The organism is Streptomyces sp. NPDC088923, from assembly GCF_044749745.1.
Classification (GTDB): domain Bacteria; phylum Actinomycetota; class Actinomycetes; order Streptomycetales; family Streptomycetaceae; genus Streptomyces.
Map to the genome: position 1 here is coordinate 77304 of NZ_JBIVIO010000005.1, position 23407 is coordinate 100710.

25 protein-coding genes are annotated in these 23407 nt (G+C 73.6%); 12 read left to right on the forward strand and 13 right to left on the reverse strand.

What is annotated here, in order from left to right:
• Positions 1 to 92 precede the first annotated feature (92 nt).
• Positions 93 to 1169, forward strand: coding sequence for a Zn-dependent alcohol dehydrogenase (locus tag ACIP4O_RS20660; RefSeq protein ID WP_401576357.1), 1077 nt, complete (start codon positions 93 to 95; stop codon positions 1167 to 1169).
• A gap of 22 nt (positions 1170 to 1191) precedes the next feature.
• On the opposite strand, the gene ACIP4O_RS20665 is transcribed toward ACIP4O_RS20660, so the two are convergent.
• Complete coding sequence (locus tag ACIP4O_RS20665) at positions 1192 to 1827, reverse strand: hypothetical protein (protein WP_401576359.1); 636 nt, start codon at positions 1825 to 1827, stop codon at positions 1192 to 1194.
• A 93-nt stretch (positions 1828 to 1920) separates the two neighbouring features.
• Positions 1921 to 2565 carry a TetR/AcrR family transcriptional regulator gene (locus ACIP4O_RS20670; RefSeq protein WP_361331796.1) on the reverse strand — a complete coding sequence of 215 codons (645 nt, stop codon included), beginning with the start codon at positions 2563 to 2565 and terminating at the stop codon, positions 1921 to 1923.
• Positions 2566 to 2639: 74 nt separating this feature from the next.
• On the opposite strand from ACIP4O_RS20670, the gene ACIP4O_RS20675 reads away from it, so the two are divergent.
• The 3 genes from ACIP4O_RS20675 to ACIP4O_RS20685 all read left to right on the forward strand — a co-directional run bounded on the left by ACIP4O_RS20675 (position 2640) and on the right by ACIP4O_RS20685 (position 4921).
• A complete protein-coding gene (locus ACIP4O_RS20675; protein ID WP_401576361.1) occupies positions 2640 to 3791 on the forward strand; it encodes an acyl-CoA dehydrogenase family protein in 1152 nt (383 codons plus the stop codon).
• Between the two features lie 91 nt (positions 3792 to 3882).
• Positions 3883 to 4164 carry a YiaA/YiaB family inner membrane protein gene (locus ACIP4O_RS20680; protein ID WP_401576362.1) on the forward strand — a complete coding sequence of 94 codons (282 nt, stop codon included), beginning with the start codon at positions 3883 to 3885 and terminating at the stop codon, positions 4162 to 4164.
• A 94-nt stretch (positions 4165 to 4258) separates the two neighbouring features.
• Positions 4259 to 4921: a TetR/AcrR family transcriptional regulator gene (locus ACIP4O_RS20685; RefSeq protein WP_401576364.1), complete on the forward strand. Its 663-nt coding sequence runs from the start codon at positions 4259 to 4261 to the stop codon at positions 4919 to 4921.
• A gap of 10 nt (positions 4922 to 4931) precedes the next feature.
• Here ACIP4O_RS20685 and ACIP4O_RS20690 read toward each other — a convergent pair whose 3' ends face one another.
• The gene (locus ACIP4O_RS20690; protein WP_401576365.1) at positions 4932 to 5396 is read right to left on the reverse strand and encodes a MaoC family dehydratase; all 465 of its coding nucleotides are present in this window, start codon (positions 5394 to 5396) and stop codon (positions 4932 to 4934) included.
• A gap of 104 nt (positions 5397 to 5500) precedes the next feature.
• Between ACIP4O_RS20690 and soxR the strand changes: the two genes are divergently transcribed.
• Positions 5501 to 5968 (forward strand): redox-sensitive transcriptional activator SoxR, encoded by a 468-nt coding sequence (gene soxR / locus ACIP4O_RS20695; protein WP_401576367.1) that lies wholly within the window; start codon positions 5501 to 5503, stop codon positions 5966 to 5968.
• A gap of 16 nt (positions 5969 to 5984) precedes the next feature.
• Here the strand turns inward: soxR and ACIP4O_RS20700 are convergent, their stop codons facing one another.
• On the reverse strand, positions 5985 to 6443 hold the full coding sequence (locus tag ACIP4O_RS20700; RefSeq protein ID WP_401576369.1) for a MarR family winged helix-turn-helix transcriptional regulator: 459 nt from the start codon (positions 6441 to 6443) through the stop codon (positions 5985 to 5987).
• 63 nt (positions 6444 to 6506) lie between these two features.
• Here ACIP4O_RS20700 and ACIP4O_RS20705 point away from each other — a divergent pair, with 63 nt between their 5' ends.
• Both ACIP4O_RS20705 and ACIP4O_RS20710 read left to right on the forward strand, forming a co-directional pair.
• Positions 6507 to 6875, forward strand: a complete 369-nt coding sequence (locus ACIP4O_RS20705) for a VOC family protein (protein WP_361331782.1) — start codon at positions 6507 to 6509, stop codon at positions 6873 to 6875.
• A 157-nt stretch (positions 6876 to 7032) separates the two neighbouring features.
• Positions 7033 to 7431, forward strand: a complete 399-nt coding sequence (locus ACIP4O_RS20710) for a VOC family protein (protein WP_401576371.1) — start codon at positions 7033 to 7035, stop codon at positions 7429 to 7431.
• Between the two features lie 61 nt (positions 7432 to 7492).
• Here the strand turns inward: ACIP4O_RS20710 and ACIP4O_RS20715 are convergent, their stop codons facing one another.
• Entirely contained in the window at positions 7493 to 8080 is a 588-nt protein-coding gene (locus ACIP4O_RS20715) for a hypothetical protein (RefSeq protein WP_401576373.1), read from the reverse strand.
• A gap of 216 nt (positions 8081 to 8296) precedes the next feature.
• On the opposite strand from ACIP4O_RS20715, the gene ACIP4O_RS20720 reads away from it, so the two are divergent.
• Entirely contained in the window at positions 8297 to 11227 is a 2931-nt protein-coding gene (locus ACIP4O_RS20720) for a penicillin acylase family protein (protein WP_401576374.1), read from the forward strand.
• Positions 11228 to 11296: 69 nt separating this feature from the next.
• Here the strand turns inward: ACIP4O_RS20720 and ACIP4O_RS20725 are convergent, their stop codons facing one another.
• On the reverse strand, positions 11297 to 12541 hold the full coding sequence (locus ACIP4O_RS20725; protein WP_401576376.1) for an exo-beta-N-acetylmuramidase NamZ domain-containing protein: 1245 nt from the start codon (positions 12539 to 12541) through the stop codon (positions 11297 to 11299).
• A 200-nt stretch (positions 12542 to 12741) separates the two neighbouring features.
• On the opposite strand from ACIP4O_RS20725, the gene ACIP4O_RS20730 reads away from it, so the two are divergent.
• From ACIP4O_RS20730 to ACIP4O_RS20740, 3 genes are read left to right on the forward strand one after another with little or no spacing between them, the layout of a single operon-like run.
• Positions 12742 to 13503 (forward strand): SDR family oxidoreductase, encoded by a 762-nt coding sequence (locus ACIP4O_RS20730; protein WP_401576377.1) that lies wholly within the window; start codon positions 12742 to 12744, stop codon positions 13501 to 13503.
• Positions 13500 to 15152 (forward strand): class I adenylate-forming enzyme family protein, encoded by a 1653-nt coding sequence (locus ACIP4O_RS20735; protein ID WP_401576379.1) that lies wholly within the window; start codon positions 13500 to 13502, stop codon positions 15150 to 15152. The genes ACIP4O_RS20730 and ACIP4O_RS20735 overlap by 4 nt, the downstream gene beginning before the upstream one ends.
• Positions 15153 to 15187: 35 nt before the next feature.
• Complete coding sequence (locus ACIP4O_RS20740) at positions 15188 to 15829, forward strand: TetR/AcrR family transcriptional regulator (RefSeq protein ID WP_401576380.1); 642 nt, start codon at positions 15188 to 15190, stop codon at positions 15827 to 15829.
• A 161-nt stretch (positions 15830 to 15990) separates the two neighbouring features.
• On the opposite strand, the gene ACIP4O_RS20745 is transcribed toward ACIP4O_RS20740, so the two are convergent.
• The 7 genes from ACIP4O_RS20745 to ACIP4O_RS20775 all read right to left on the reverse strand — a co-directional run bounded on the left by ACIP4O_RS20745 (position 15991) and on the right by ACIP4O_RS20775 (position 21485).
• On the reverse strand, positions 15991 to 17205 hold the full coding sequence (locus ACIP4O_RS20745) for an acyl-CoA dehydrogenase family protein (protein ID WP_401576382.1): 1215 nt from the start codon (positions 17203 to 17205) through the stop codon (positions 15991 to 15993).
• Between the two features lie 3 nt (positions 17206 to 17208).
• Positions 17209 to 18240: a phosphotransferase family protein gene (locus tag ACIP4O_RS20750; RefSeq protein ID WP_401576384.1), complete on the reverse strand. Its 1032-nt coding sequence runs from the start codon at positions 18238 to 18240 to the stop codon at positions 17209 to 17211.
• A gap of 152 nt (positions 18241 to 18392) precedes the next feature.
• Entirely contained in the window at positions 18393 to 19244 is an 852-nt protein-coding gene (locus ACIP4O_RS20755; RefSeq protein WP_401576386.1) for a phosphotransferase family protein, read from the reverse strand.
• A gap of 4 nt (positions 19245 to 19248) precedes the next feature.
• Positions 19249 to 19587 (reverse strand): DUF202 domain-containing protein, encoded by a 339-nt coding sequence (locus ACIP4O_RS20760; RefSeq protein ID WP_401576388.1) that lies wholly within the window; start codon positions 19585 to 19587, stop codon positions 19249 to 19251.
• Positions 19584 to 19985 (reverse strand): YidH family protein, encoded by a 402-nt coding sequence (locus ACIP4O_RS20765; protein ID WP_401576390.1) that lies wholly within the window; start codon positions 19983 to 19985, stop codon positions 19584 to 19586. Before ACIP4O_RS20765 ends, ACIP4O_RS20760 begins: the two co-directional genes overlap by 4 nt.
• Positions 19975 to 20511 (reverse strand): NUDIX domain-containing protein, encoded by a 537-nt coding sequence (locus ACIP4O_RS20770; RefSeq protein WP_361331757.1) that lies wholly within the window; start codon positions 20509 to 20511, stop codon positions 19975 to 19977. The genes ACIP4O_RS20765 and ACIP4O_RS20770 overlap by 11 nt, the downstream gene beginning before the upstream one ends.
• 77 nt (positions 20512 to 20588) lie before the next feature.
• Positions 20589 to 21485, reverse strand: a complete 897-nt coding sequence (locus ACIP4O_RS20775; RefSeq protein ID WP_361331755.1) for a DMT family transporter — start codon at positions 21483 to 21485, stop codon at positions 20589 to 20591.
• A 246-nt stretch (positions 21486 to 21731) separates the two neighbouring features.
• On the opposite strand from ACIP4O_RS20775, the gene ACIP4O_RS20780 reads away from it, so the two are divergent.
• Positions 21732 to 23387, forward strand: a complete 1656-nt coding sequence (locus ACIP4O_RS20780) for an FAD-binding dehydrogenase (protein WP_401576392.1) — start codon at positions 21732 to 21734, stop codon at positions 23385 to 23387.
• Positions 23388 to 23407 lie beyond the last annotated feature (20 nt).

Here is a 23407-nt window from a genome sequence, read left to right on the forward strand (position 1 = left end):
CCGGGCCCAGGAGAACGAGCGAAACCGAGCGACGCCGAACGATGCCGGCGACGCCCAGCAACGCCGGCGACACCGAGGAACGGAGACAGACCGTGGTGCGTGCAGCCGTCCAGTCCGCCGTGGGAGCGCCCCTTGAGATCACCCGGATCGACCTGCCGGAGCCCGGTCCCGGTCGGGTGAGGGTCCGGCTCGCGGCGGCCGGGGTCTGCCACTCGGACCTCTCGCTCTCCAACGGCACCCTGCGCGTGCCGCTGCCCGCCGTGCTCGGCCACGAGGGCTCGGGGACCGTCGTGTCGATCGGCGAGGGCGTCCGCTCCGTCCGTCCCGGCGACCCGGTCGTCCTCAACTGGGCCCCGTCCTGTGGGACGTGCGCGGCCTGCGGGCGGGGCGAGGTGTGGCTGTGCGAGAACGCCCTCGTGGGAGCGGCCGCCGACTACGCCCGCACCGAGGACGGCACGACGCTGCACCCGGGGCTCAACGTGGCGGCCTTCGCCGAGGAGACCGTCGTCTCCGAGGCCTGCCTGCTGCCCGCGCCGGAGGGAGTCGCGCTCGACGAGGCCGCGCTCCTCGGCTGCGCGGTCCTCACCGGCTACGGGGCCGTGCACCACGCGGCGCGCGTGCGCGAGGGGGAGTCCGTGGTCGTGTTCGGCGCGGGTGGCGTCGGGCTCGCGGCGCTCCAGGCGGCGCGCATCGCGGGGGCGGGGAGCATCCTCGCGGTCGACGCCTCGCCCGCCAAGGAGGACCTCGCCCGCCGGGCCGGGGCCACGGACTTCGTGCTCGCCTCGGAGACGACGGCCAAGGAGGTGCGGCGCCGCACGGGCGGGGGCGCGGACGTCGCGATCGAGTGCGTGGGCAGGGCCGTGACGATCCGTACCGCCTGGGAGTCGACCCGGCGCGGCGGGCGCACCACCGTCGTCGGCATCGGCCCGGTCACCGAGGAGGTCCGCTTCAACGCGCTCGAACTCTTCCACTGGGGCCGCACGCTCTCCGGCTGCGTCTACGGCAACAGCGACCCGGCGGCGGACGTGCCCGTCCTCGGCGAGCACGTCCGCGCGGGCCGCCTCGACCTGAGCGCCCTCGTCACGGAGCGCGTGCCGCTCGACGCCATCCCCGATGCCTTCGCGGCGATGCGGGAGGGGAAGGGCGCGCGGGCACTCGTGGTGTTCTGAGGGACGGCGGGGCCGCCCGCCCTCACCCCGGCAGTTCCACCGTCGACACGACCCGTACGAGACAGGGCCTGCGGGGCGTCTGCGCGAAACCGAAGCGGGGCGGCGGTGCGAGCGGTCCGGGCGCGCCGAGGTCCACGCCGTCCCAGCGCCCGCCCGCCGCCGCGAGCCCCCACATGTCGCGCGCCCCGTACCACTCGCGCCGCCCGTTCCCCGCCGTGCCGTAGGTGCGCACGCCGGGCAGCAGCCGCGCGGGCAGGTCGGTCAGGCGCGCCCAGGCGGGGTGCGTGGCGAGCCGCGGCGGTACGGCGCGCAGGACCGCGCCGAGCGGGGTGCGGCGCCCGGTGCGCAGGCGCAGCCGCAGCGGACCCGCCGTCACGCTCCACGCGGGGCCCTCCCGTAGGACCTCGACCGGTACGACGCACACCTCCTCGAAGCGGTACGTGGCCGCGACGAACTCCGCGACGTCCGCGCGCGGCGCGAGCAGTACCCGCCGTCCGTCCGGGCGCGCGACCATCACGTCGCTGAAGGCGCCGAACGGGGAGCGCGGCCAGTGCCCGAGCACGAGCCGGGTCCCCGAGGCGGTGCCGAGCCCGGCGATCCAGCCGTCGAAGCGGAGGCGGCGGGGCGGCGGGACGGGGGCGGGCCGGGGTGCGGTCATGCGGGGAAGTCTGGCGGGCGTGCGGGGCTCCGGGCGGCAGCACACGCGGGGTTCAGGCTTCGGCGGGCTGCACACGCCGGGCACGCGCGGCGTTCACGCGGTGCGCGGCGGCAGTTCCGCGTACTGCCGCTCGAAGCCGTCGAGCAGCGCGCGCAGGCCCGTCGCGAAGGCGCGTTCGTCGACCGTGCCGCCGCGTTCGGCGAGGAGGTGGGCCTGGCCGAGGTGGGGGTAGTCGGCCGGGTCGTAGGCGTTCTCGTCGGGGACGAAGCCGCCGGCGAAGGAGCCGAGGGCCGACCCCACCACGTACCAGCGCAGCACCGCGCCGATCGACGTCGCCTGCGCGGGCGGCCAGCCCGCCTCCGTGAGCGCGCCGAAGACCGCGTCCGCGAGCCGCAGGGCCGCGGGGCGGCGCCCGGGGCCGCGCGCGAGGACGGGGGCGAGGTGGGGGTGGCGGGCGAGCGCGGCGCGGTAGGAGCGGGCCCAGTCGTCGAGCGCGGTGCGCCAGGGGCGGCCGTCCTCGAACATCGACAGATCGACCCGCGCGCTCACCGAGTCGGCGACCGCGTCGAGCAACTCGTCCTTCGTGCCGAAGTGGTTGTAGAGGGAGGGCCCGCTCACGCCGAGTTCCGCCGCGAGCCTGCGCGTGGACAGCGCCGCGAGCCCCTCCGCGTCGACGAGCGCGCGAGCGGCTTCGACGATGCGCCCCGTACTCAGGAGGGGCTTGCGCGGTCGGGCCATGCGGCACATAGTAGGGCCGGACGCTAAAACTAGCGGTGCTAATTAAAGTGCTCGTGGAACGGTGGAGGCACGGCGTGGACCTGCGGCTGAGCGAGGAACAGGAGGCGGCCCGCGGCCTGGCGCGGGACTTCGTGGCGCGCGAGGTGGTCCCGTACGCGCGCGAGTGGGACCGCGCCGAGAGCGTCGACCGCGGCATCGTCGCGAAGCTCGGCGAGGTCGGCTTCCTGGGCCTGACGATCGACGAGGAGTACGGGGGCAGCGGCGGCGACCACTTCACGTACTGCCTCGTGACGGAGGAACTGGGCCGCGCCGATTCCTCGGTGCGCGGCATCGTCTCGGTCTCGCTCGGGCTCGTCGCGAAGACCCTCGCCGCGTGGGGCGACGAGGCGCAGAAGCGGCGCTGGCTGCCGGGGCTGACGTCCGGCCGGTCCGTGGGCTGCTTCGCGCTCACCGAGCCGGGCACCGGGTCCGACGCGGGCGCGCTCACGACGCGCGCCGTGCGCGACGGGGACGACTGGGTGCTCACCGGCGGCAAGATGTTCATCACGAACGGCACGTGGGCCGACCTCGCCCTCGTCTTCGCCCGCTCGGGCGACGCGCCCGGGCACAAGGGCGTCTCCGCCTTCCTCGTCCCCACCGACACCCCCGGATTCGCGCGCCGCACCCTGCACGGGAAGCTCGGCCTGCGCGGCCAGGCGACCGCGGAACTCACCCTCGACGGGGTGCGGGTGCCGGGCTCCGCGCTGCTCGGCCCGGAGGGCAAGGGCTTCTCGGTCGCGATGTCCGCGCTCGCCAAGGGCCGCATGTCGGTCGCCGCGGGCTGCGTCGGCATCGCGCAGGCCGCGCTGGACGCCGCGCTCGGCTACGCCAAGGAGCGCGAGCAGTTCGGCAAGCCCATCGCGGGCCACCAGCTCGTGCAGGAACTCCTCGCCGACATCGCCCTCGACGTCGACGCGGCCCGGCTGCTGACCTGGCGCGTCGCCGACCTCGTCGACCGGGGCGAGCCCTTCACGGGCGCCGCGTCCCGCGCCAAGCTCTTCGCCTCCGAGGCCGCGGTGCGCGCCGCGAACAACGCGCTGCAGGTGCACGGAGGGTACGGCTACATCGACGAGTACCCGGCGGGCAAGCTCCTGCGCGACGCCCGCGTCATGACCCTCTACGAGGGCACGAGCCAGATCCAGAAGCTCCTCATCGGACGGGAGCTGACGGGGGTCTCCGCCTTCTGAGGGCTGGGGCGCCTGGCGGTGACGTCGTGCTCACCCCCGGATGAGTAGCCGAGCGGATGTCCGCCGGGACTCCGCGCGGCACGCTCGTGCCATGACCGACACATCCGCCAAGGCCGGGCCCACCGGGGCCTATTTCGGCCAGGCCATCGCCTCCTTCGCCGTCGCGCTCCTCGCCACGGCGCTCGGTATCCTCCGGCTCGAAGCGGACGCGTGGGTGCGGGGTTTCCTCGCCGTCGCCGTCCTCTTCCTCGTCACCTCCGCCTTCACCCTCGCCAAGGTCATCCGCGACCGGCAGGAGGTGGGCCAGCTCATCAACCGCGTCGACCAGGCACGCGTCGACAAGCTCCTCGCGGCGAACGACCCCTTCAACTGAGGGCCCGACCGGAGGACCGTCCGCTAAGCGCCCGCTCAGTTTTGGGGTTAGGGTGTGTCTCCGTGAAGCGGTTCCGTACGGGAAGAGGTGGGCGATGAGCGCGGCGCGGCGGCCCGAGGACGAGTCCCCGGTCGACGATGCGGAGGACGCCCCCTGGTCCGACGTGACGCCGGACGCGGCACGGCGCCTGCTCGTCGCCGCCGTGGAGGCCTTCGCCGAGCGCGGCTTCCACGCCACCACGACCCGCGACATCGCCGGGCGCGCGGGCATGAGCCCCGCCGCGCTCTACATCCACTACCGCACCAAGGAAGAACTGCTCCACCGGATCAGCCGGGTGGGGCACGACAAGTCCCTCGCCGTACTCAGCGAGGCGGCCGAGGGCCCAGGCGGCGCGGCGCGGCACCTCGCCGAGGCCGTCCGCGCCTTCGTCCGCTGGCACGCGGCGCACCACACGACGGCCCGCATCGTCCAGTACGAACTCGACGCGCTCGACCCCGGGCACCGCACCGAGATCGTCGCCCTGCGCCGCCGCACCGAGGCGGTCGTACGGGGCGTCATCGAGGACGGCGTGCGCACCGGGGCCTTCGACGTGCCGGACGTCCCGGGGACCACGCTCGCCGTGCTCTCGCTGTGCATCGACGTCGCCCGCTGGTTCAACGCGGCCGGGCGCCGCACCCCGGAGCAGATCGGGGACCTGTACGCGGACCTCGTACTGCGGATGGTGGGGGCGGCGCCGACGGGGAGCGCCGAGAGCTGAGAGCCGGGGCTCAGAGGTAGAAGCGGCTCACCGACTCCGCGACGCACACCGGCTTCTCGCCGCCCTCGCGCTCCACGGTGAAGGCGATCGTGACCTGCAGGCCGCCCGTCACCTCGCTCACGTCTGTCACCGTGCCCGTCGCCCGCAGCCGCGAGCCGACCGGGACCGGGGCGGGGAAACGGACTTTGTTGGTGCCGTAGTTCACGCCCATCCTGACCCCGGTGAGGCCCATGAGCTGGGGCGCGAAGAGCGGGAGCAGCGAGAGCGTGAGATAGCCGTGCGCGATCGTCGTGCCGAAGGGGGACTCCTTCGCCGCGCGCTCCGGGTCCACGTGAATCCACTGGTGGTCACCGGTCGCCTCGGCGAACAGGTCGATGCGCCGCTGGTCGATCTCGACCCAGTCGGTGTACCCGAGCCGGTCCCCGACCGCGCCCTTCAGCTCCTTTGGCGAGGAGAAAACCCTCGGCTCCGCCATGACTGCCACCTTCCGCGAGTATGTCTAAGCGCTTGCTCAGCATTATGGGTACGGGCTCCGCTGTCAACGGCGGCAGGCGCAGGCCCTCCCGTACGCTGGGCCGGGTGCCGCAGATCCCGGAAACCGTGCAGGAACTCACCGTCGGACAGCTCGCCGCGCGCAGCGGGGCCGCCGTCTCCGCGCTCCACTTCTACGAGGCCAAGGGGCTCATCGCGAGCCGCCGCACCTCCGGCAACCAGCGCCGCTACGCGCGCGACACCCTGCGCAGGGTCGCCTTCGTCCGCGCCGCGCAGCGCGTCGGCATCCCCCTCGCCACGATCCGCGAGGCGCTCGCCGGCCTGCCCGAGGAGCGCACCCCGACCGAGGAGGACTGGGCCCGTCTCTCGGAGCGCTGGCGCACCGAACTGGACGACCGCATCCGCCGCCTCCAGCTCCTGCGCGACCAGCTCAGCGGCTGCATCGGCTGCGGCTGCCTGTCCCTGGAGACCTGCGTCCTCTCCAACCCGAACGACGTCTACGGCGAGCGCATCACGGGCTCCCAGCTGCTCCAGGCGCGGCGGGAGAAGCGGTAACGCGGGCGGACACGGGTCACGCGCCCTCGTCCGCCGCGCCCAGGGAGCGCACCATGCTCCGCAGGGCCCGGAACGCGTCCGCCTGCTCGGCCTCCGTCATGCCCGCGAGCATGCGGACCTCGACGGAACGTACCGCCGCGGTCGCCTTCTCCAGGCTCTGCCGTCCGCGGGGCGTGAGCCGCGCGGGGAGGACCTTCCCGCGCGGAGCCTGTGCGGGCCTGGTCACGTACCCGTCCCGCTCCAGGTTCTGGAGCAGCACGTTCATCGACTGCCGCGTCACGAACGCGCCGCGCGCCAGCTCGGAGTTCGACAGCCCCGGCCGCTGTGCCAGCAGTTCGAGGCACGAGTAGTGCGTCACGGTCATCCCGAGCGGCCGCAACACCGCCTCCATCGCGGTGCGCAGCGCGCTCGACGCCTCTTTCAGCAGGTAGCCCAGTGACTTGTCCAGGTCGATGCCGGCACCCTTTTGACTCATGTCAGTAGTCTGACATACGGTGACGCATGTCAGACACCTGACACGACACCGAGGAGTACCGCCATGCCCGCCACCGGTCCCGACTTCATCTCGCTCCAGGTACGCGACCTCGACGCCTCGCAGGCGTTCTACGAGCAGTACCTCGGCCTCGTCCGCTCGCAGGCCGGGCCCCCGCACGCCGTCGTCTTCGACACGAAGCCGATCGCGTTCGCGCTCCGCGACGTCATCCCCGGCACGGATCTCGCCTCCGCGCCCCACCCCGGCGTCGGCGCCGCGATCTGGCTCCACGCCACCGGCGTCCAGGCCATCCACGACGCCCTCGCCGCGGACGGCCACACCATCGTCTCCGCGCCGGTCGACGGCCCCTTCGGCCGTACCTTCGCCTTCGCCGACCCCGACGGCTACCGGATCACCCTCCACGACCGCGCCTGACACCCCCTCGGCACGGCGGCCGGGCCTCGCGGCCGCGCGCCTCGCGGCCGCGTTCCGCGGCGTGTGGTCTGGCGGAGTCGGGGCGGCGGGGGCAGAGTGGACGCGCCCCCCGCCCGGCCCGCCTCGCGCGGGCCTCCCCTCGCCACAGGAGCCCCTCATGACCTCCGGCATTCCGCCCGCCCGCCCCGGCCGGCCCCCGCTCTTCCTCAGCGGTGTCGTGCTCGACGCGCCGGACCCGCAGGCGCTCGCCGGGTTCTACCAGCGCCTGCTGGGCTGGCCGTTGACGCAGCAGGAGGAGGGCTGGGCGAAGCTCGTGCCGGACGGGGGCGGTACGGGGATCTCCTTCCAGGCCGAGCCCTCGTACACCCCGCCCGTGTGGCCCGCCGAGCCCGGCGGCCAGCAGATGCAGGTCCATCTCGACTTCCAGGTCGACGACCTGGCCGCCGCCGAGGCCCACGCCGTCTCCTGCGGCGCCCGCGTCGCCGCCTACCAGCCGCAGGACGACGTACGGGTGCTCATCGACCCGGTCGGCCATCCGTTCTGCGTGTTCCTGTAGCCGTACCTCACGCGCCACCGGTCGCGTACGCCCCATCCCACCGGCCGTACGCGGCCCTGCCTCACACCCCCACCAGGGCCCGCCCCTCGCCGCGCGCCCGCCGCACCGCCGCCGTGCTCAGCGCCGGGAGCGGGACCGTGATGCCGCAGCCCGTGCAGAGCGGTGCCACGTCCTCGCGCCAGCGCAGCGCCCCGCTCCCGCACACCGGGCACCGCTCGCCCGGTTCCCGCTCCAGGGCCGCGATGAGCCGCCCGAGCACCTCGGGCAGCGGGGCGTCCGGGTGCGTGCCCGGGGCCGCGCACCAGGCGATCCCGAAACCGCCCCACGTGCGCCGGTGCCAGTCGTCCACCGCGCCCGGGCGGCGCAGCCCCGCCCGCTTCTCGGCCCGCCGCCGGGCCGCGAAGGCCCGTTCGTAGGCGAGCCACACCTCGCGCGCCCGCTCCAGTTCGTCCACCGCGCCCCGCAGCCTCGCGGGGTCGGGGGCGCGGTCCTCGGGACCGAAGCCCCAGCGCGCGCACAAGTGGTCCCACGTCGCCCGGTGCCCGTAAGGGGCGAAGATCTCCAGGCACTTGCGCAGACTCCAGCGCCGCAGTGCCAAATCCGCCCGCGGGTCGCGGGCCTGTCTCGCGAGACTCCGGAATCCGGCCATCAGCCCTGCACCTCCGTCATCCGTACCGGCACCGCTCTCGGGGTGCTGTCGTTCGGACGAGGCAGCCCCTCGTTCGGCTCCCCCGAGGAAGCGGCGGCTTTGCGCCGATCCTGCGAACAGGTCCACCGACCCATGCCCCCACTGGGCGTACCGGCGGTAACCTCCCGCTCACCCTTGTCGGGAACCTCCCCCTCCGTGGGGGCGATTGGAGCCAGGATGCGGAGCCGCACCCCCCACCACGGCCGACTCGCCGGCCGTGGCCCAGCGCACCACGCCCGTACCGCCTCAGCCCGTACCGCCTCGATCCGTACCGCCGTCTCGTCCCGCGTCACCCGTACCACGCGAAGAACCACCACCTTCGTCGCCGCCGCCGTGTTCGCGCTCACCGCGGGCCTGTTGAGCCCGCTCGCGGCCGGGACCGCCGTCGCCGCCGGTGACCCGGACGACTACTGCGACCAGCAGTGCGCGGACATCCTGCCGCCGGGAACCAATGGAAACGCGACGCTCGCGGAGATCCTCGCCCACAAGGTCTTCGGCACCCAGCCCAAGCACGCCGAGGACCAGCTCGCCACCTATGACTCCCTGTCGTCCGGGTACCCCTCCCTCACGGACGCACAGCTCGGAAATTTCTTCGACGACGCCTCCTTCGGAGTGAGCAAGGCGGACACGGAGTCCGTGACCTCGCCGCGCGACGACGTCACGATCACGCGCGACAAGAAGTACGGCATCCCGCACATCAAGGGCACGACGCGCTACGGCACCGAGTTCGGCGCCGGGTACGCGGCGGGCCAGGACCGCATGTGGCTCATCGACCTCTTCCGGCACATCGGCCGCGGTGAGCTGACCTCCTTCGCGGGCGGCGCGCTCGCCAACCAGGGCCTGGAGCAGGAGTTCTGGCCGCAGGCCCCGTACACCGAGGACGATCTCCAGAAGCAGGTCGACTACATCCGCGACCACAACGGCGCGCGCGGCGAGCAGGCCATGGACGACGCGCAGGCGTACATCGACGGCCTCAACGCCTACCGCGAGAAGTCGAAGAAGGGCCGCTACTTCCCCGGCGAGTACGACCTGACGGGCAAGATCGACCCGATCACCAACGCCGGTGACATCGAGCCGTTCAAGGTCACCGACATGATCGCGCTCGCCTCCGTCGTCGGCGGGCTCTTCGGCAACGGCGGCGGCGGCGAGGTCGACCAGGCGCTCTCGCTCCTGTCGGCGCAGCAGAAGTACGGCGTCGAGAAGGGCACCCAGGTCTGGGAGTCCTTCCGCCAGCGCGACGACCCCGAGACCGTCTCCACGATCCACGACGGCACGGCCTTCCCGTACGCGGAGAAGCCCGCGAACGCCGCCGGGCTCGCGATGCCCGACGCGGGCTCCGTCACCAAGGAGCCGCTCCTCTTCGACCGCACCGGCAGTGCCGCGCAGTCCACCCCGGCCAAGGACCCCGTCAAGGCGCCGAAGAGCCTCAAGCCCTTGCAAGGCGTCTTCGACGACGGCGTCCTGCCGAGCGACCTCTTCTCCGGGGACGCGAGCAGGAAGGGCATGTCCAACGCCCTGCTCGTCTCCGGCAGGAAGACCGCGAGCGGGCACCCGGTCGCCGTCTTCGGCCCGCAGACCGGCTACTTCGCCCCGCAACTGCTCATGCAGCAGGAACTCCAGGGCCCCGGCATCAGCGCGCGCGGCGTCTCCTTCGCGGGCGTCGGCATGTACATCCAGCTCGGGCGCGGCCAGGACTACTCGTGGTCCGCGACCAGCGCGGGGCAGGACATCACCGACACGTACGCGGTCGAGCTGTGCAACGCGGACGGCTCGGCGGCCACCAAGGACTCCACCGGCTACCGCTACCACGGCACCTGCACGCCGATGGAGAAGCTGGAGCGGGTCAACTCCTGGAACCCGACCCTCGCGGACTCCACCGCGAAGGGCTCGTACCGCATGCGGGTCTTCCGCACCAAGTACGGCGTCGTGACCCACCGCGCCACGGTCGGCGGCAAGCCCGTCGCGTACACCTCGCTGCGCTCCACGTACCGGCACGAGGCCGATTCGATCGTCGGCTTCCAGATGCTCAACGACCCCGGCTACGTCAAGGACGCCAAGAGCTTCCAGGACGCCGCGAGCCACATCGCCTACGCCTTCAACTGGTTCTACGCCGACTCGCGCGACATCGCCTACTACAACTCGGGCTCCAACCCCGTGCGCGCAGCGAACGTCGACGGCACCTTCCCGGTGAAGGCAGAACCCGCCTACGAGTGGAAGGACTTCGACCCCACCGACAACACCTCGGCGCTCACCCCGCCAAACCAGCACCCGCAGTCGGTCAACCAGGACTACTACGTCTCCTGGAACAACAAGCAGGCCAAGGGCTACACCGCCGCCAACCTGAGCCTCGGCGCCGTGCACCGCGCCGACCTCCTGGACGACCGGGTCAAGGCACTCGCGGACAAGGGCGGCGTCACGCGCGCCTCGCTCACGCGTGCCATGGCCGACGCCGCCGTCACCGACCTGCGCGGCGAGGACGTCCTGCCGACGCTCCTGAAGGTGATCCGCAGCCAGCCCGTCACCGATCCCCAACAGGCGGCGGCGGTCCAGCAGCTGGAGTCCTGGCTCGACGACGGGGCGCGGCGCAAGGAGACCTCGAAGGGCTCGAAGTCGTACGGGCACAGCGACGCCGTGCGGATCATGGACGCGTGGTGGCCGCGCCTGGTCGAGGCCGAGTTCAAGCCCGGGCTCGGCGACGGGCTCTACGCCTCGCTCACCTCGCTCCTCACCGTCGACGAGTCCCCCTCCGCCGCGCACGGCCCGACCGGGGCGCACGCGGGTTCCGCGTTCCAGTACGGCTGGTGGGGCTACGTCTCCAAGGACCTGCGCGCCGTGCTCGGCGACAAGGTCGAGGGCCCGCTCGGCGCGAAGTACTGCGGCGCGGGCGACCTGAGCGCCTGCCGGACGACGCTCCTCACGACGCTCGCGCAGGCCGCCGCCGTCCCCGCCGACCAGGTCTACCCCGGGGACGACTCCTGCGCGGCGGGCGACCAGTGGTGCTCGGACGCGATCATCCACCGCGCGCTGGGCGGCATCACGCACCAGCCCTTCCAGTGGCAGAACCGGCCCACCTACCAGCAGGTCGTGGAGTACCCGCGCCACCGCTGAGGCACGGCTGAGGTACGGGGGAGGGGCGGCGACCCGCGCGGGCGCCGCCCCTCGCCCCGCCCCGCCGCGTCACCTGTACAGCAGGTACTTCCGCCGCGTCCGCCGGAAGCGCGCCAGCTCCGCCGCCCACGCCGCCGTGATCGCGTCCGTGCCCGCCCCCGCGTCGACCATCCTCCGCACGGTCGTGGACCCGCTCAGCCGGTCGATCGCCAGGTCCTCGCGCCACGCGAAGTCCGGCCACACCTTCTTCGCGGTCACGAGCAGCCCGATCCCGGTCCGTACCGGCTCGAAGCGCTCGCGGTCGGTGACGTGCACCTGCACCCCGCCGATCGTCTCGCCCGTGAACTTCGAGAACGAGGGCGCGAAGTACGCCTCCCGGAAGCGCACCCCGGGCAGCCCGAGCGCGTTCGCCTCCGCCGCCCAGCGCGCGTCGATCCCCTTGGCGCCGAGGAGTTCGAAGGGCCGTGTCGTGCCGCGCCCCTCGGAGAGCGTCGTGCCCTCGAACAGGCACGTGCCCGGGTAGACGAGCGCCGTGTCCGGGGTCGGCATGTTCGGGCTCGGCGGCACCCACGGCAGCCCGCTCGCGTCGTAGAAGTCCGTACGCCGCCAGCCCCGCATCAGCACCGTCTCCAGGCGCACCGGCTTCGCCAGGAACTCCCCGTTGAAGAGCCCCGCCAGCTCCGCGACCGTCATCCCGTGCTGCTGCGCGATCGGCTCGCGCCCCACGAAGCTCGCGAACTCCTTGTGCAGCACCGGTCCGTACGCCTCCCGGCCGCCCAGCGGGTTCGGCCGGTCGAGCACCACGAACCGCTTCCCCGCGAGCGCCGCCGCCTCCATGCAGTCGTACAGGGTCCAGATGTACGTGTAGAAGCGCGCCCCCGCGTCCTGGATGTCGAACACCACCGTGTCCACGCCCGAGGCGGTGAAGACGTCCGCGAGCGCCTGACCGCTCTTCAGGTACGTGTCGTAGACGGGCAGCCCGGTCGCCGGGTCCGTGCTCTTCCCCTCCGAACCGCCCGCCTGCGCCGTGCCCCGGAAACCGTGCTCCGGCCCGAAGACGGCCGTGAGCCGCACGCGCGGCTCGGCGTGCAGGACGTCCACGAGGTGGCGCAGGTCCCGCGTCACCCCCGTCGGGTTGGTGACGAGACCGACCGCTCTTCCCGCGAGCAGCCGGTAGCCGTCCTCCGCGAGGACCTCGAATCCGGTACGGGTGCCACGCGGCGCGGCGGCGGCGGGGGAGGCGAACGCCGGGGTGAGCGCGCCCGCGCCCGCGAGCCCGCCCGCCGCCAATAGCCCTCTTCTGGACAGGTTCATGCCATGCCTTCCAAGATCGCCGGGTACTGGTGTGCCCCGCACGCTAACCCTTGTCACCTCCCGTGACCATGCCTGCCGCGCTCCTGTCGCACCCCTTCCCCCATGACATACCGACTGGTTAGTCTGCCCGGTACGGGCCGGGGCGACAGGCAGGGCGCTCCCGGTCCGCGTCTCAGCGTCGAGTCGAAGGAGACCCGCTCGTGGAATCCCTGAAGGACGCCGCCGTCGTCGTGACCGGCGCGGGAGCCGGGATCGGCGCGGCGCTCGCCCGCCGGTTCGCCGGCGAGGGCGCGCGGGTCGCCGTCAACGACCGCGACCCCGAGCGCGCCGCGGCCGTCGCCGAGGAGATCGGCGGACTCGCGGTCCCCGGCGACGCCGCGACGGTGGCCGAGCGGGCCCGCGAGGCGCTCGGCGGGCGCGTCGACGTCTACTGCGCCAACGCGGGCGTCGGCGACCCGGGCACCGAGGCCGCCCCGGCCGAGGCGTGGGCCCGCGCCTGGGACCTCAACGTCATGGCCCACGTCCGCGCCGCCGACACCCTCCTCCCCGACTGGCTGGAGCGCGGCACCGGCCGCTTCGTGTCGACCGTCTCCGCGGCCGGGCTCCTCACCATGATCGGCTCGGCCCCGTACAGCGTCACGAAGCACGGCGCCCTCGCCTTCGCCGAGTGGCTCTCCGTCACGTACCGCCACCGCGGCCTGCGCGTGCACGCCGTGTGCCCGGAGGGCGTCCGCACCGAGATGCTCGACGCGGCCGGGAGCGCGGGCGACCTCGTGCTGCGCCCCACCGCCGTCGAGCCCGCCGCCGTCGCCGACGCGCTCCTCGCCGCGATGGCGGAGGACCGCTTCCTCGTCCTCCCGCACCCGGGCACCGCTGCCTACTACCGCGCCCGCGCCACGGACCCGGACGCCTGGCTCACCTCCATGAACCACCTCCAGCAGAAGTGGGAGGCCACGCGGTGACCACGTCTCCCTACGCGGCGAAGCCCTGGCTCGGCGTGCTCAACGAGGCCCAGCGGCAGCCGGTGACCCCTCCGCACTCGGCCGTCCACGCCTTCCTCGCCGTCGCCGCCGCGCACCCGGAACGCACCGCGCTCGCCTACTTCGACGGCCGCCTCGGCTACGCGGAGACCGAGGCGCTGTCCGCCTCCGTCGCGGGGCACCTCGCCGCGCGCGGCATCCGCCCCGGCGACCGCGTCGCGCTCATGCTCCAGAACACCCCGCACTTCGTCCTCGCGCTCCTCGGCGCCTGGCGCGCGGGCGCCGTCGTCGTGCCCGTCAACCCGATGTACACGACGGGCGAGGTGCGGCACGTCTTCGGGGACGCGGGCGTGAGCGCCCTCATCTGCTCCGGCCGCGCCTGGGAGAAGTACCTGCGCGAAGCCGTCGAGGGCAGCCCCGTACGGTTCGCGCTCACCGCCGACGAGCACGGCTTCCAGTCCCGTGAGGATTCCCGCGTCCTCACCTGGGAGCCGCTGCCGCGCCCCGCCGACACCGAGGACCTGGAAGCCGTCGCCCGCGCCGGGCACGCGGCCCCCGACCTCGTCCTCCCGGGCGGTGCCGACACGGCCCTCATCAGCTACACCTCCGGCACGAGCGGCACGCCCAAGGGCGCCACCAACACGCACGCGAACATCGCCTACAACGCCGAGCGCCAGCGCACCGGGTCGGGCATCCCCGAGGGCGCCGGCTACTTCGCGCTCGCGCCGCTCTTCCACATCACCGGCATGGTCTGCGAACTCGCCGCCTGCCTCTTCAACGCGGGGACGCTGATCCTCACGTACCGCTTCGAGCCCGGAGTCGTGCTCGACGCCTTCGCCGAGCACCGCCCCGCCTACACCGTCGGCCCGGCGACCGCCTTCATGGCCCTCGCGGCCCGCCCCGAGGCGAGGCGGGACCACTTCGCCTCCTTCACCTACATCGCCTCCGGCGGCGCCCCGCTGCCGCCCGCCCTCGTCGACGGCTTCGCCGAGCGCTTCGGCCCGTACATCCACAACGGCTACGGCCTCACCGAGTGCACGGCCCCCTGCGCCTCCGTGCCCCCGGGCCGCCGCGCCCCCGTCGACGCGGAGTCCGGCACCCTCGCGGTCGGCGTGCCGGGACCCGAGACCGTCGTACGCATCCTCGACGACGAGGGCCGAGAGGTACCCCTCGGCGTGAGCGGCGAGATCGTCGTGAGCGGCCCGCAGGTCGTCCCCGGGTACTGGCAGCGCCCCGAGGCGACCGCCGAGACCTTCCCGGGCGGCGAACTGCGCACCGGGGACATCGGCATCATGGACGCGGACGGCTGGCTCTACGTCGTCGACCGCAAGAAGGACATGATCAACGCCTCGGGCTTCAAGGTCTGGCCGCGCGAGGTCGAGGACGTCCTCTACAGCCACCCCGCCGTGCGCGAGGCCGCCGTGGTGGGCGTCCCCGACTCCTACCGCGGCGAGTCCGTCAAGGCGTACGTGAGCCTGCGGCCCGACAGCCCCGCGGACGCCGCGTCGCTCGTCGCGTACTGCCGCGAGCGCCTCGCCGCCTACAAGTACCCGCGCGAGGTCGAGATCCTGCCGGAGCTGCCGAAGACGACGAGTGGGAAGATTCTGCGGCGGGAACTGCGTTCCAGCTAGAACGACCGGTACGAGAGCGAGAGGCGGCGGCAGCGGTGGCCAGGACGACGGAGGGGGACGGCACCCCCGTGCCCCAGCGGCTGCTCGCCGCCGCGACGCGGCTCTTCGCGGAGCAGGGCTACGACCGCACCTCGGTGCAGGAGATCGTGGAGGCGGCCGGGGTCACCAAGGGCGCGCTCTACCACTACTTCGGCTCGAAGGAGGACCTCCTCCAGGAGGTCTACGCCCGCGTCCTGCGCCTCCAGCAACAGCGCCTGGACACGTACGTGAACGCGGAAGGGCCGGTCGCCGACCGCCTGCGCGCGGCGGCGGCCGACGTCGTCGTCACCACGATCGAGAACCTCGACGACGCCGCGATCTTCTTCCGCTCGATGCACCACCTGAGCCCCGAGAAGAACAAGGAAGTACGCGCCGAACGCCGCCGCTACCACGAACGCTTCCGCGCCCTCATCGAACTGGGCCAGAAAGAGGGCGTCTTCTCCACTGCGACCCCCGCCGACCTGGTCGTCGACTACCACTTCGGCTCAGTCCACCACCTGGCCACCTGGTACAAGCCTGGGGGCCCGATGGGCCCCCAGGAAGTGGCGGACCACTTGGCGGACCTGCTGCTGAGGGCGCTGAGCAATCCCGCACCAAATTCGCGACCGGCACCAAAAACCAGCCCGTCGGGCGATTGAGGACACCGCGCGAAGCGCGAATCGGCCCCCGCGAAAATCCCCCGCACCAAATCCAGCCCGTCTGGGGGTACCTCCCGGCCGAAGGCTGGGGGAGTTTGAGGACACCGCGCGCAGCGCGAAAGGGGGCCCGCCCCGCGAGGGGCGGACCCCACGACCCGCCATCAAGCGAAGCGCTTCAGCTCCCGCCGCGCGAGCGACCGCTGATGCACCTCGTCCGGCCCATCCGCCAACCGCAAGGTCCGCGCGGCGGCCCACAACTCCGCCAGCGGATAGTCCTGGCTCACCCCGCCCGCCCCGTACAACTGCACCGCCTTGTCGAGGATCTCGACCACCGTCCGCGGCGTCGCGATCTTGATCGCCTGGATCTCGGTGTGCGCCCCCTTGTTCCCCACCGTGTCCATGAGCCACGCCGTCTTCAGCACGAGCAGCCGCAACTGCTCCACCGCGACCCGCGCGTCCGCGATCCACTCGCCCACGACGCCCTGCGCGGCGAGCGGCTTTCCGAAGGCCGTACGGGAGACCGCGCGCCCGCACATGAGGTCGATCGCCCGCTCGGCCATCCCGATGAGCCGCATGCAGTGGTGGATGCGCCCCGGACCGAGCCGCGCCTGCGCGATCGCGAAGCCGCCGCCCTCCTCGCCGACGAGGTTCGCGGCCGGGACCCGCGCGTGGTCGAAGACGACCTCCGCGTGCCCCCCGTGCGCGTGGTCCTGGAAGCCGTACACCGACATCGCGCGCCGCACCTCGACGCCCGGAGTGTCGCGCGGGACGAGGATCATCGACTGCTGGCGGCGGATGTCGGCCCCGTCCGGGTCCGTCTTGCCCATCACGATGAAGATCGCGCAATCGGGGTTCATCGCCCCGGAGATGTACCACTTGCGGCCCGTGATGACGTATTCGTCGCCGTCGCGCTCGATACGCGTCTCGATGTTCGTCGCGTCCGAGGAGGCCACGTCCGGCTCGGTCATCGCGAAGGCCGAGCGGATCTCGCCCGCGAGCAGCGGCTCCAGCCACCGTTTCTTCTGCTCCTCGGTGCCGAACTGGTGCAGCACCTCCATGTTCCCCGTGTCGGGCGCGGCGCAGTTCGTGGCGAGCGGCGCGAGGTGCGGGCTGCGCCCGGTGATCTCGGCGAGCGGCGCGTACTGGAGGTTCGTCAGCCCGGCCCCGTACGCGCTGTCCGGGAGGAACAGGTTCCACAGGCCCTGCCGCCGCGCCTCGGCCTTCAGCTCCCGGACGACGTCCGTCGTGCGCCACGGCGAGTCGAGCGCGGCGCGCTGTTCGGCGTCCGTCTTCTCGGCCGGGTGGACGTGCGCGTCCATGAAGGCGAGCAGCCTCGACCGCAGTTCCTCGGTGCGCGCGTCGAAAGCGAAGTCCATGGATCAGCCCTCCTTGAGGGTGGTGAGGCCGTGGTGCAGGAAGACGGGGACGAGTTCGCCGATGCGGTCGAAGCCCGCGCCGACGGTCTGCCCGCGCGTGAAGCGGTAGTGGATGCCCTCCAGGATCACGGCGAGCTTGAACCAGGCGAAGGCCGTGTACCAGGACAGCGCCGAGACGTCCCGGCCCGAGCGGGCCGCGTACCGCTCGATCAGTTCGCCGGGCAGCGGGTGCCCGGGCGCGGAGGCGCTCGTCGAGATCGGGGAGCCCGGCAGCTCCAGCGGCGTGCTGTACATCGCGAGGAGGCCGAGGTCGGTGAGCGGGTCGCCGAGCGTGGACATCTCCCAGTCCAGTACGGCCGTGATGCGGTCCTCCGCGTCCACGAGGACGTTGTCGAGCCGGTAGTCGCCGTGCACGACCGTCGGCGCGGGGGAGCGCGGCAGCCGCGCGGCAAGGGCTTCCTGTAGCTGGTCGATCCCCGGCAGCTCGCGGCTGCGCGAGGCGTCGAGCTGCTTCGCCCAGCGGCGCAACTGCCGCTCCAGGAAGCCGTCCGGGTGCCCGAAGTCTCCGAGCCCCACCGCCTGCGGGTCCACCGCGTGCAGGTCCACGAGCGTGTCCACGAGCGAGAGCACGGTGGCGCGCGTGCGCTCCGGGCCGAGCCCGGCGAGCTGGCCGGCGGTGCGGTACGGGGTGCCCTCGACGAAGTCCATGACGTAGAACGGCGCCCCGAGCACCGCCTCGGCGCTCTCGCCCTCGCACAGCAGCACGGTCGGCGGCACCGGTACGGGTGTCCCGGCGAGCGCCGTCATCACGCGGTACTCGCGGCGCATGTCGTGCGCCGTCGCGAGCACGTGGCCGAGCGGCGGGCGCCGCACGACCCAGCGGCGGGCCCCGTCGGTCACCGCGTACGTCAGATTGGACCGGCCACCCTCGATGAGCCGCGCCCCCAGCGGGCCCGCCACGAGCCCGGGCCGTTCCCGGTCCAGGTACGCGCGCAGCCGCCCGGGGTCCAGGCCCGGCGGGGGGTCCTCACTCATGCTCGACTCCTTCACTGGCTCCAAGGCGCTGCCACGGTTCGGCGGGCACTGCCACTGTTCCCAAGGCTCTTCCGGATCATCATGCCGACTAGTCGGTATGTCGTCCAGACGGGGTACCGTGATCCGTCCCACGGGTCCGCCCGGGGCGGCGCTCAGCCCTCCTGCCCGAGCAGCGCGTCGAGCCGGGCCGCCTGCGAGCGCACCGTGCCGCGCGGGTTGCGCGGGCGCGCCGGGTCGTCGCGCGTGAGCATGAGCAGCCAGACGAGGGCGATCAGCCGCCGGCACTCCAGGAGCCTGATCCGCTCGCCCGCGTCCAGCGGCACCAGGCCGAGGAACTCCTCGGCGTCGAAGACCGTGCCGGGGTCGATCCACGAGCCGACGTGCTCGGTGATCTCGGCGAGTTCGAAGGCCCGGTCGCTGCGGCCCGACTCCTCGAAGTCGACGACACGCACCCGCTCCCCGTCCCACAGGAAGTTCGCGAGGTTCCCGTCACCCTGCCCGAGTACGGGTTCGAGCCCCGCCTCCTCGGCCACCGCGGGCCAGGGACGCTCCAGCCAGCGCATCCCCTCGGCGAGCACGGCGGCCACGGCGGGCTCCCGTGCGGCGGGGGTGCGGCGCGCGTACCACTGCCGTATCCGCGCGGTCGCCTCGGCCCGCCCCGCGCGCCGCTCGGGCAGCGCCGCGGCGGCGGCGGGCGGTACGGCGTCGAGCAGCCGGGCCACGGAGTCCGCGAGCGCCACGAGCGGGGGGCCCACCACGGGGGTGCCGCGCAGGGGCTCGCCGGGCAGCCGGGACATCACGAGGTCCGGTTGCCTCCCCCGCGTCCGGCGCAGCGGGCGCGGGGCGAGGCCGGGCGCGTGCCGCTGGAGCAGGACGAGCGCCCGCCACTCGCGCTCGGCGGGTTCCGCCCGCGTGTCGTGGTACCGCTTCGTCACCTCGTCGCTGCCGAGCCGCAGTTCATGTGTGTGCCACCGGGGCGTCGTGCGCCGTACCCGTACCGTCACACTGTCAGAGGATCACAGGAACGGCCGCGAGCGCCAGGGTTCCGGCGCAGCAGGCGGCGAGAAGTGCGCACCGGGGCGAGAGGGCGAGCGGACGCGGCGCCGCGAGGTCCCGCGCGCGCCGCGTCGCGAGGACGAGCAGCGCCAGGACGGGCACGACGCCGCCCGCCCACACCAGGGGCACGCCGTGCGCGAGCGCGGCCTTGAGCGCGAGGACCCCGGCGACGGTCGCGGAGAGCGCGGTACGGCGCCAGGCGAGGCGGGTCCGCTCGGGCTGGAGCCCGGGATCGCGCGCGAAGCCCCCGTCCCCGCCGCCCGTACCGCCCGCCCCGCTCGTTCCGCTCATCCCGCGAGCCCGAAGAGCACGACGACGACCATCACGACGGCGACCGCCGCGATGACGAGCCCGAGCAGGACGGGGAAGCGCGTCACCGGCAGGTCCTCGCCGCGCCGCATCGCGCGCTCGCAACGCAGCCAGTGCACGACCGCGCGCAGCGCGCACAGCACCCCGCAGCCGAGCAGCGCGAGCGCGAGCCCGACGCGCCAGCCCCAGCGCAGGTCGGGGAGGAACTGGTCGACGGCGAAACCGCCGCCGACGAGGGCGAGGGAGGTGCGCAGCCAGGCGAGGAAGGTGCGCTCGTTGGCGAGCGAGAAGCGGTAGTCGGGCGTCGTGCCCTCGCGCGCGACGCGGGCGGGGGAGAAGAGGAGCCGGCGCACGGTCTCCCGGGGGCGCTCAGCGGGCATCGTGCGCGCGCAGCCGGTGGTAGGCGGCGAGACCGTCGGGCACCCAGGGCCATTCCCCGAGCCTGGCCGCCAGCTCCTCGTCCGTGAGGAAGTCGTGCCAGGCGACCTCCTCGGCCTGCGGCGCGACGGGCAGGGCGCACCGCACGTCGTAGACGGCCGACCACCAGGAACCGGCCGAGGCGTCCTCGTACAGGAAGCGGAGGAGCGGTACGGGTTGGTCGAGCCCGCTCACCCCCAGCTCCTCCTCCGCCTCGCGCAGCGCGGCCTCGTCGTAGGACTCACCGGCGCCCACGACACCGCCGACGAACATGTCGTAGTGCGAGGGGAAGACGAGTTTGCCCGGCGTCCTGCGGTGCACGAAGATTCGCCCCGCCTCGTCCCTGACGCGGATGAACACGCAGCGGTGCCGCAGCCCGCGCGCGTACACGTCCCCGCGCCGCGCCCGCCCGGTCACCCGGTCGTCCAGGTCCACGACGTCGAGGATCTCGTCAGCGGGATCGGCGGGGGTCTGATGCGCGGAAGCCATGGAGCCATCCAACCACCGCCCGCGCGGGCGGCGCGGAGAGGGAGTGCCGGGTGGGCGAGCCGCGTGCGGACTCCGGCTCAGCCCGGTTGCAGGTCCTTCTCCGGTCGGGGCGGCTCCGCCTTCCCCGAGGGCATCGCGGGGTGCCGCCCGAGGAGCACGATCCCCACCACGATCGCCGCCAGCCCCGCGGCCTCGCCCGCGAGCGCCCCCGCGTCCATGCGCAGCTGGTCGCCCAGGAAACCGACCCCGCACACGATCCCCGCGAGCGGCTGGGTCGCCGAGAGCGCGGGCAGCGAGGTGCGCAGCGGGCCCGCCTCGAAGGCGCTCTGCACGAGGACGAGGCCGCTGATGCCGAGCGCCACGACGACGTACGGCTCCCACGTCAGGACGAGCGCCCCGAAGCCGCCCTCGCCGAAGACCTCGCCGCTCACCCGGGTCAGGGCGTCCTGCACCCCGTACAGCAGTCCGGCACCCGTGGCGAGGAGCGCGGGCGCGGCGGTGAGGCGGGAGCGGCGCGCGTACGCGGCGAGGAGCAGCGCGATCCCGAGCATGAGCCCGATGATCAGCCAGCGCCGCAGCGGGTCGGTGATCGCGTCGCCGCCGCGCGGGCGCCCCGCGAGGATGAACGCGGCGACGCCGCCCGTGAGCAGGATGAGCCCGCTCCACCCCTGCCGGCCCAGCGGCTGGCCCGTCTGCCAGCGCGAAAGGCCCATCGCGAAGAGCAGGTTGGTGGCGAGGAAGGGCTCGACGAGGGAGATCTCCCCGTCGCCGAGCGCGAGCGCGCTCAGGACCATGCCCGCGACCATGAGCGCGATGCCCGCGAGCCAGCGCGGCTTGCGGACGAGCACGAGGAGGAGGCGCGGCGAGAGGAAGTCGCCGGGCGGGGCGTGCTGCGCGGCGTTCTGCTGGAAGACGAAGCCCGTGCCCAGGCAGAACGCGGCGGCCACCGCCAGGACCAGGACCAGTACCGACACGTCGCGCACCTCAACACCGGGTGGGGGGTGGCTGCCGAGCCGACGATATCGCCCCGTCGCCCGTTTCGCCCGACGGGTACCCGCTTCCGGACGGTTGACGCGAGGCCCGCCGGACGGTTGACGCGCCCCCCTGGCCCGGCCAGGATCTGACGGGAACTGACCCACCGGTAACCCTCGCCGAGCAGGCGGGGCCCCGCCCCGTACGGGCCCCCGCGCCGACGGGCCTCACAGGACAGGAAGAGCCGCATGGCCTACGACGCGGACGTCATCGTGATCGGCGGGGGACTCGCGGGCCTCGCGGCGACCGCCGAACTCGCCGACGCCGGGCGCAAGGTGATCCTCCTCGACCAGGAACCCGAGCAGTCGCTCGGCGGCCAGGCGCACTGGTCCTTCGGCGGGCTGTTCCTCGTCGACTCGCCCGAGCAGCGCAGGCTCCGCATCCGCGACAGCCGCGAGCTGGCGCTCCAGGACTGGCTGGGCACGGCGGGCTTCGACCGCGAGGAGGACCTGTGGCCGCGCCGCTGGGCCGAGGCGTACGTCGACTTCGCCGCCGGTGAGAAGCGCGCGTGGCTGCACCGGATGGGGGTGCGGCTCTTCCCCGTCGTCGGCTGGGCGGAGCGGGGCGGCTACGACGCGGGCGGCCACGGCAACTCCGTCCCGCGCTTCCACATCACGTGGGGCACCGGTCCCGGGCTGCTCGCGCCCTTCGTACGGCGCGTGCGCGACGCCGCGGCGCGGGGGCTCGTCGAGTTCCGCTTCCGGCACCGCGTCACGGGGCTCGGGCGGAGCGCGGGCAGCGTGGACACGGTGAGCGGCGAGATCCTGGAGCGCTCGGGGGCCGCGCGCGGCACCGCGAGCAGCCGTACCGTGACGGGCTCCTTCGAGCTGCGCGCCCAGGCGGTGATCGTCACGACGGGCGGTATCGGCGGCAACCACGACCTCGTCCGCGCGGCGTGGCCGGCCCGGCTCGGGACCCCGCCCGAGAAGCTGCTCTCGGGGGTGCCCGCGCACGTCGACGGGCTCATGCTCAAGGTCGCGGGGGACGCGGGCGGGCACCTCATCAACGGGGACCGCATGTGGCACTACACCGAGGGCATCCAGAACTGGAACCCGATCTGGGCGAAGCACGGCATCCGCATCCTGCCGGGACCCTCCTCGCTGTGGCTCGACGCCGAGGGCAGGCGCCTGCCCGTCCCGCTCTTCCCCGGCTTCGACACGCTCGGCACGCTCGACCACATCATGAGCACGGGCCACGGCTACACGTGGTTCGTCCTCAACCAGCGCATCATCGGCAAGGAGTTCACGCTCTCCGGCTCCGAGCAGAACCCCGACCTCACCGGCAAGTCCGTGCGCGGCGTCATCGAACGCGCCCGCGCGGCGGTCCCCGGTCCGGTCAAGGCGTTCATGGACCACGGCGCGGACTTCGTCGTCGAGAAGGATCTCGGCGCGCTGGTACGCGGCATGAACGCGCTCACGGACAAGCCGCTCATCGAGGAGGAGGCCCTGCGCCGGGTCCTCGTCGAGCGCGACCGTGAGATCGCCAACCCCTTCACCAAGGACCTCCAGGTCACGGCGATCCGCGGCGCCCGCAAGTTCCTCGGCGACCGTCTCATCCGCGCCGCCGCGCCGCACCGCGTCCTCGACCCGGCGGCGGGCCCGCTCGTCGCCGTCAAGCTCCACATCCTGACCCGCAAGTCCCTCGGCGGCCTGGAGACGGACCTCTCCTCGCGCGTCCTCACCGAGGCGGGCGACCCGCTCCCCGGCGTGTACGCGGCGGGCGAGGCGGCGGGCTTCGGGGGCGGCGGCGTCCACGGCTACCGCTCTTTGGAGGGCACCTTCCTCGGCGGCTGCCTCTTCTCGGGCCGCACGGCAGGCAGGGCGGCGGCGAAGGCGGTGGCCTGAGCGGGACGGCGGTACGGCCC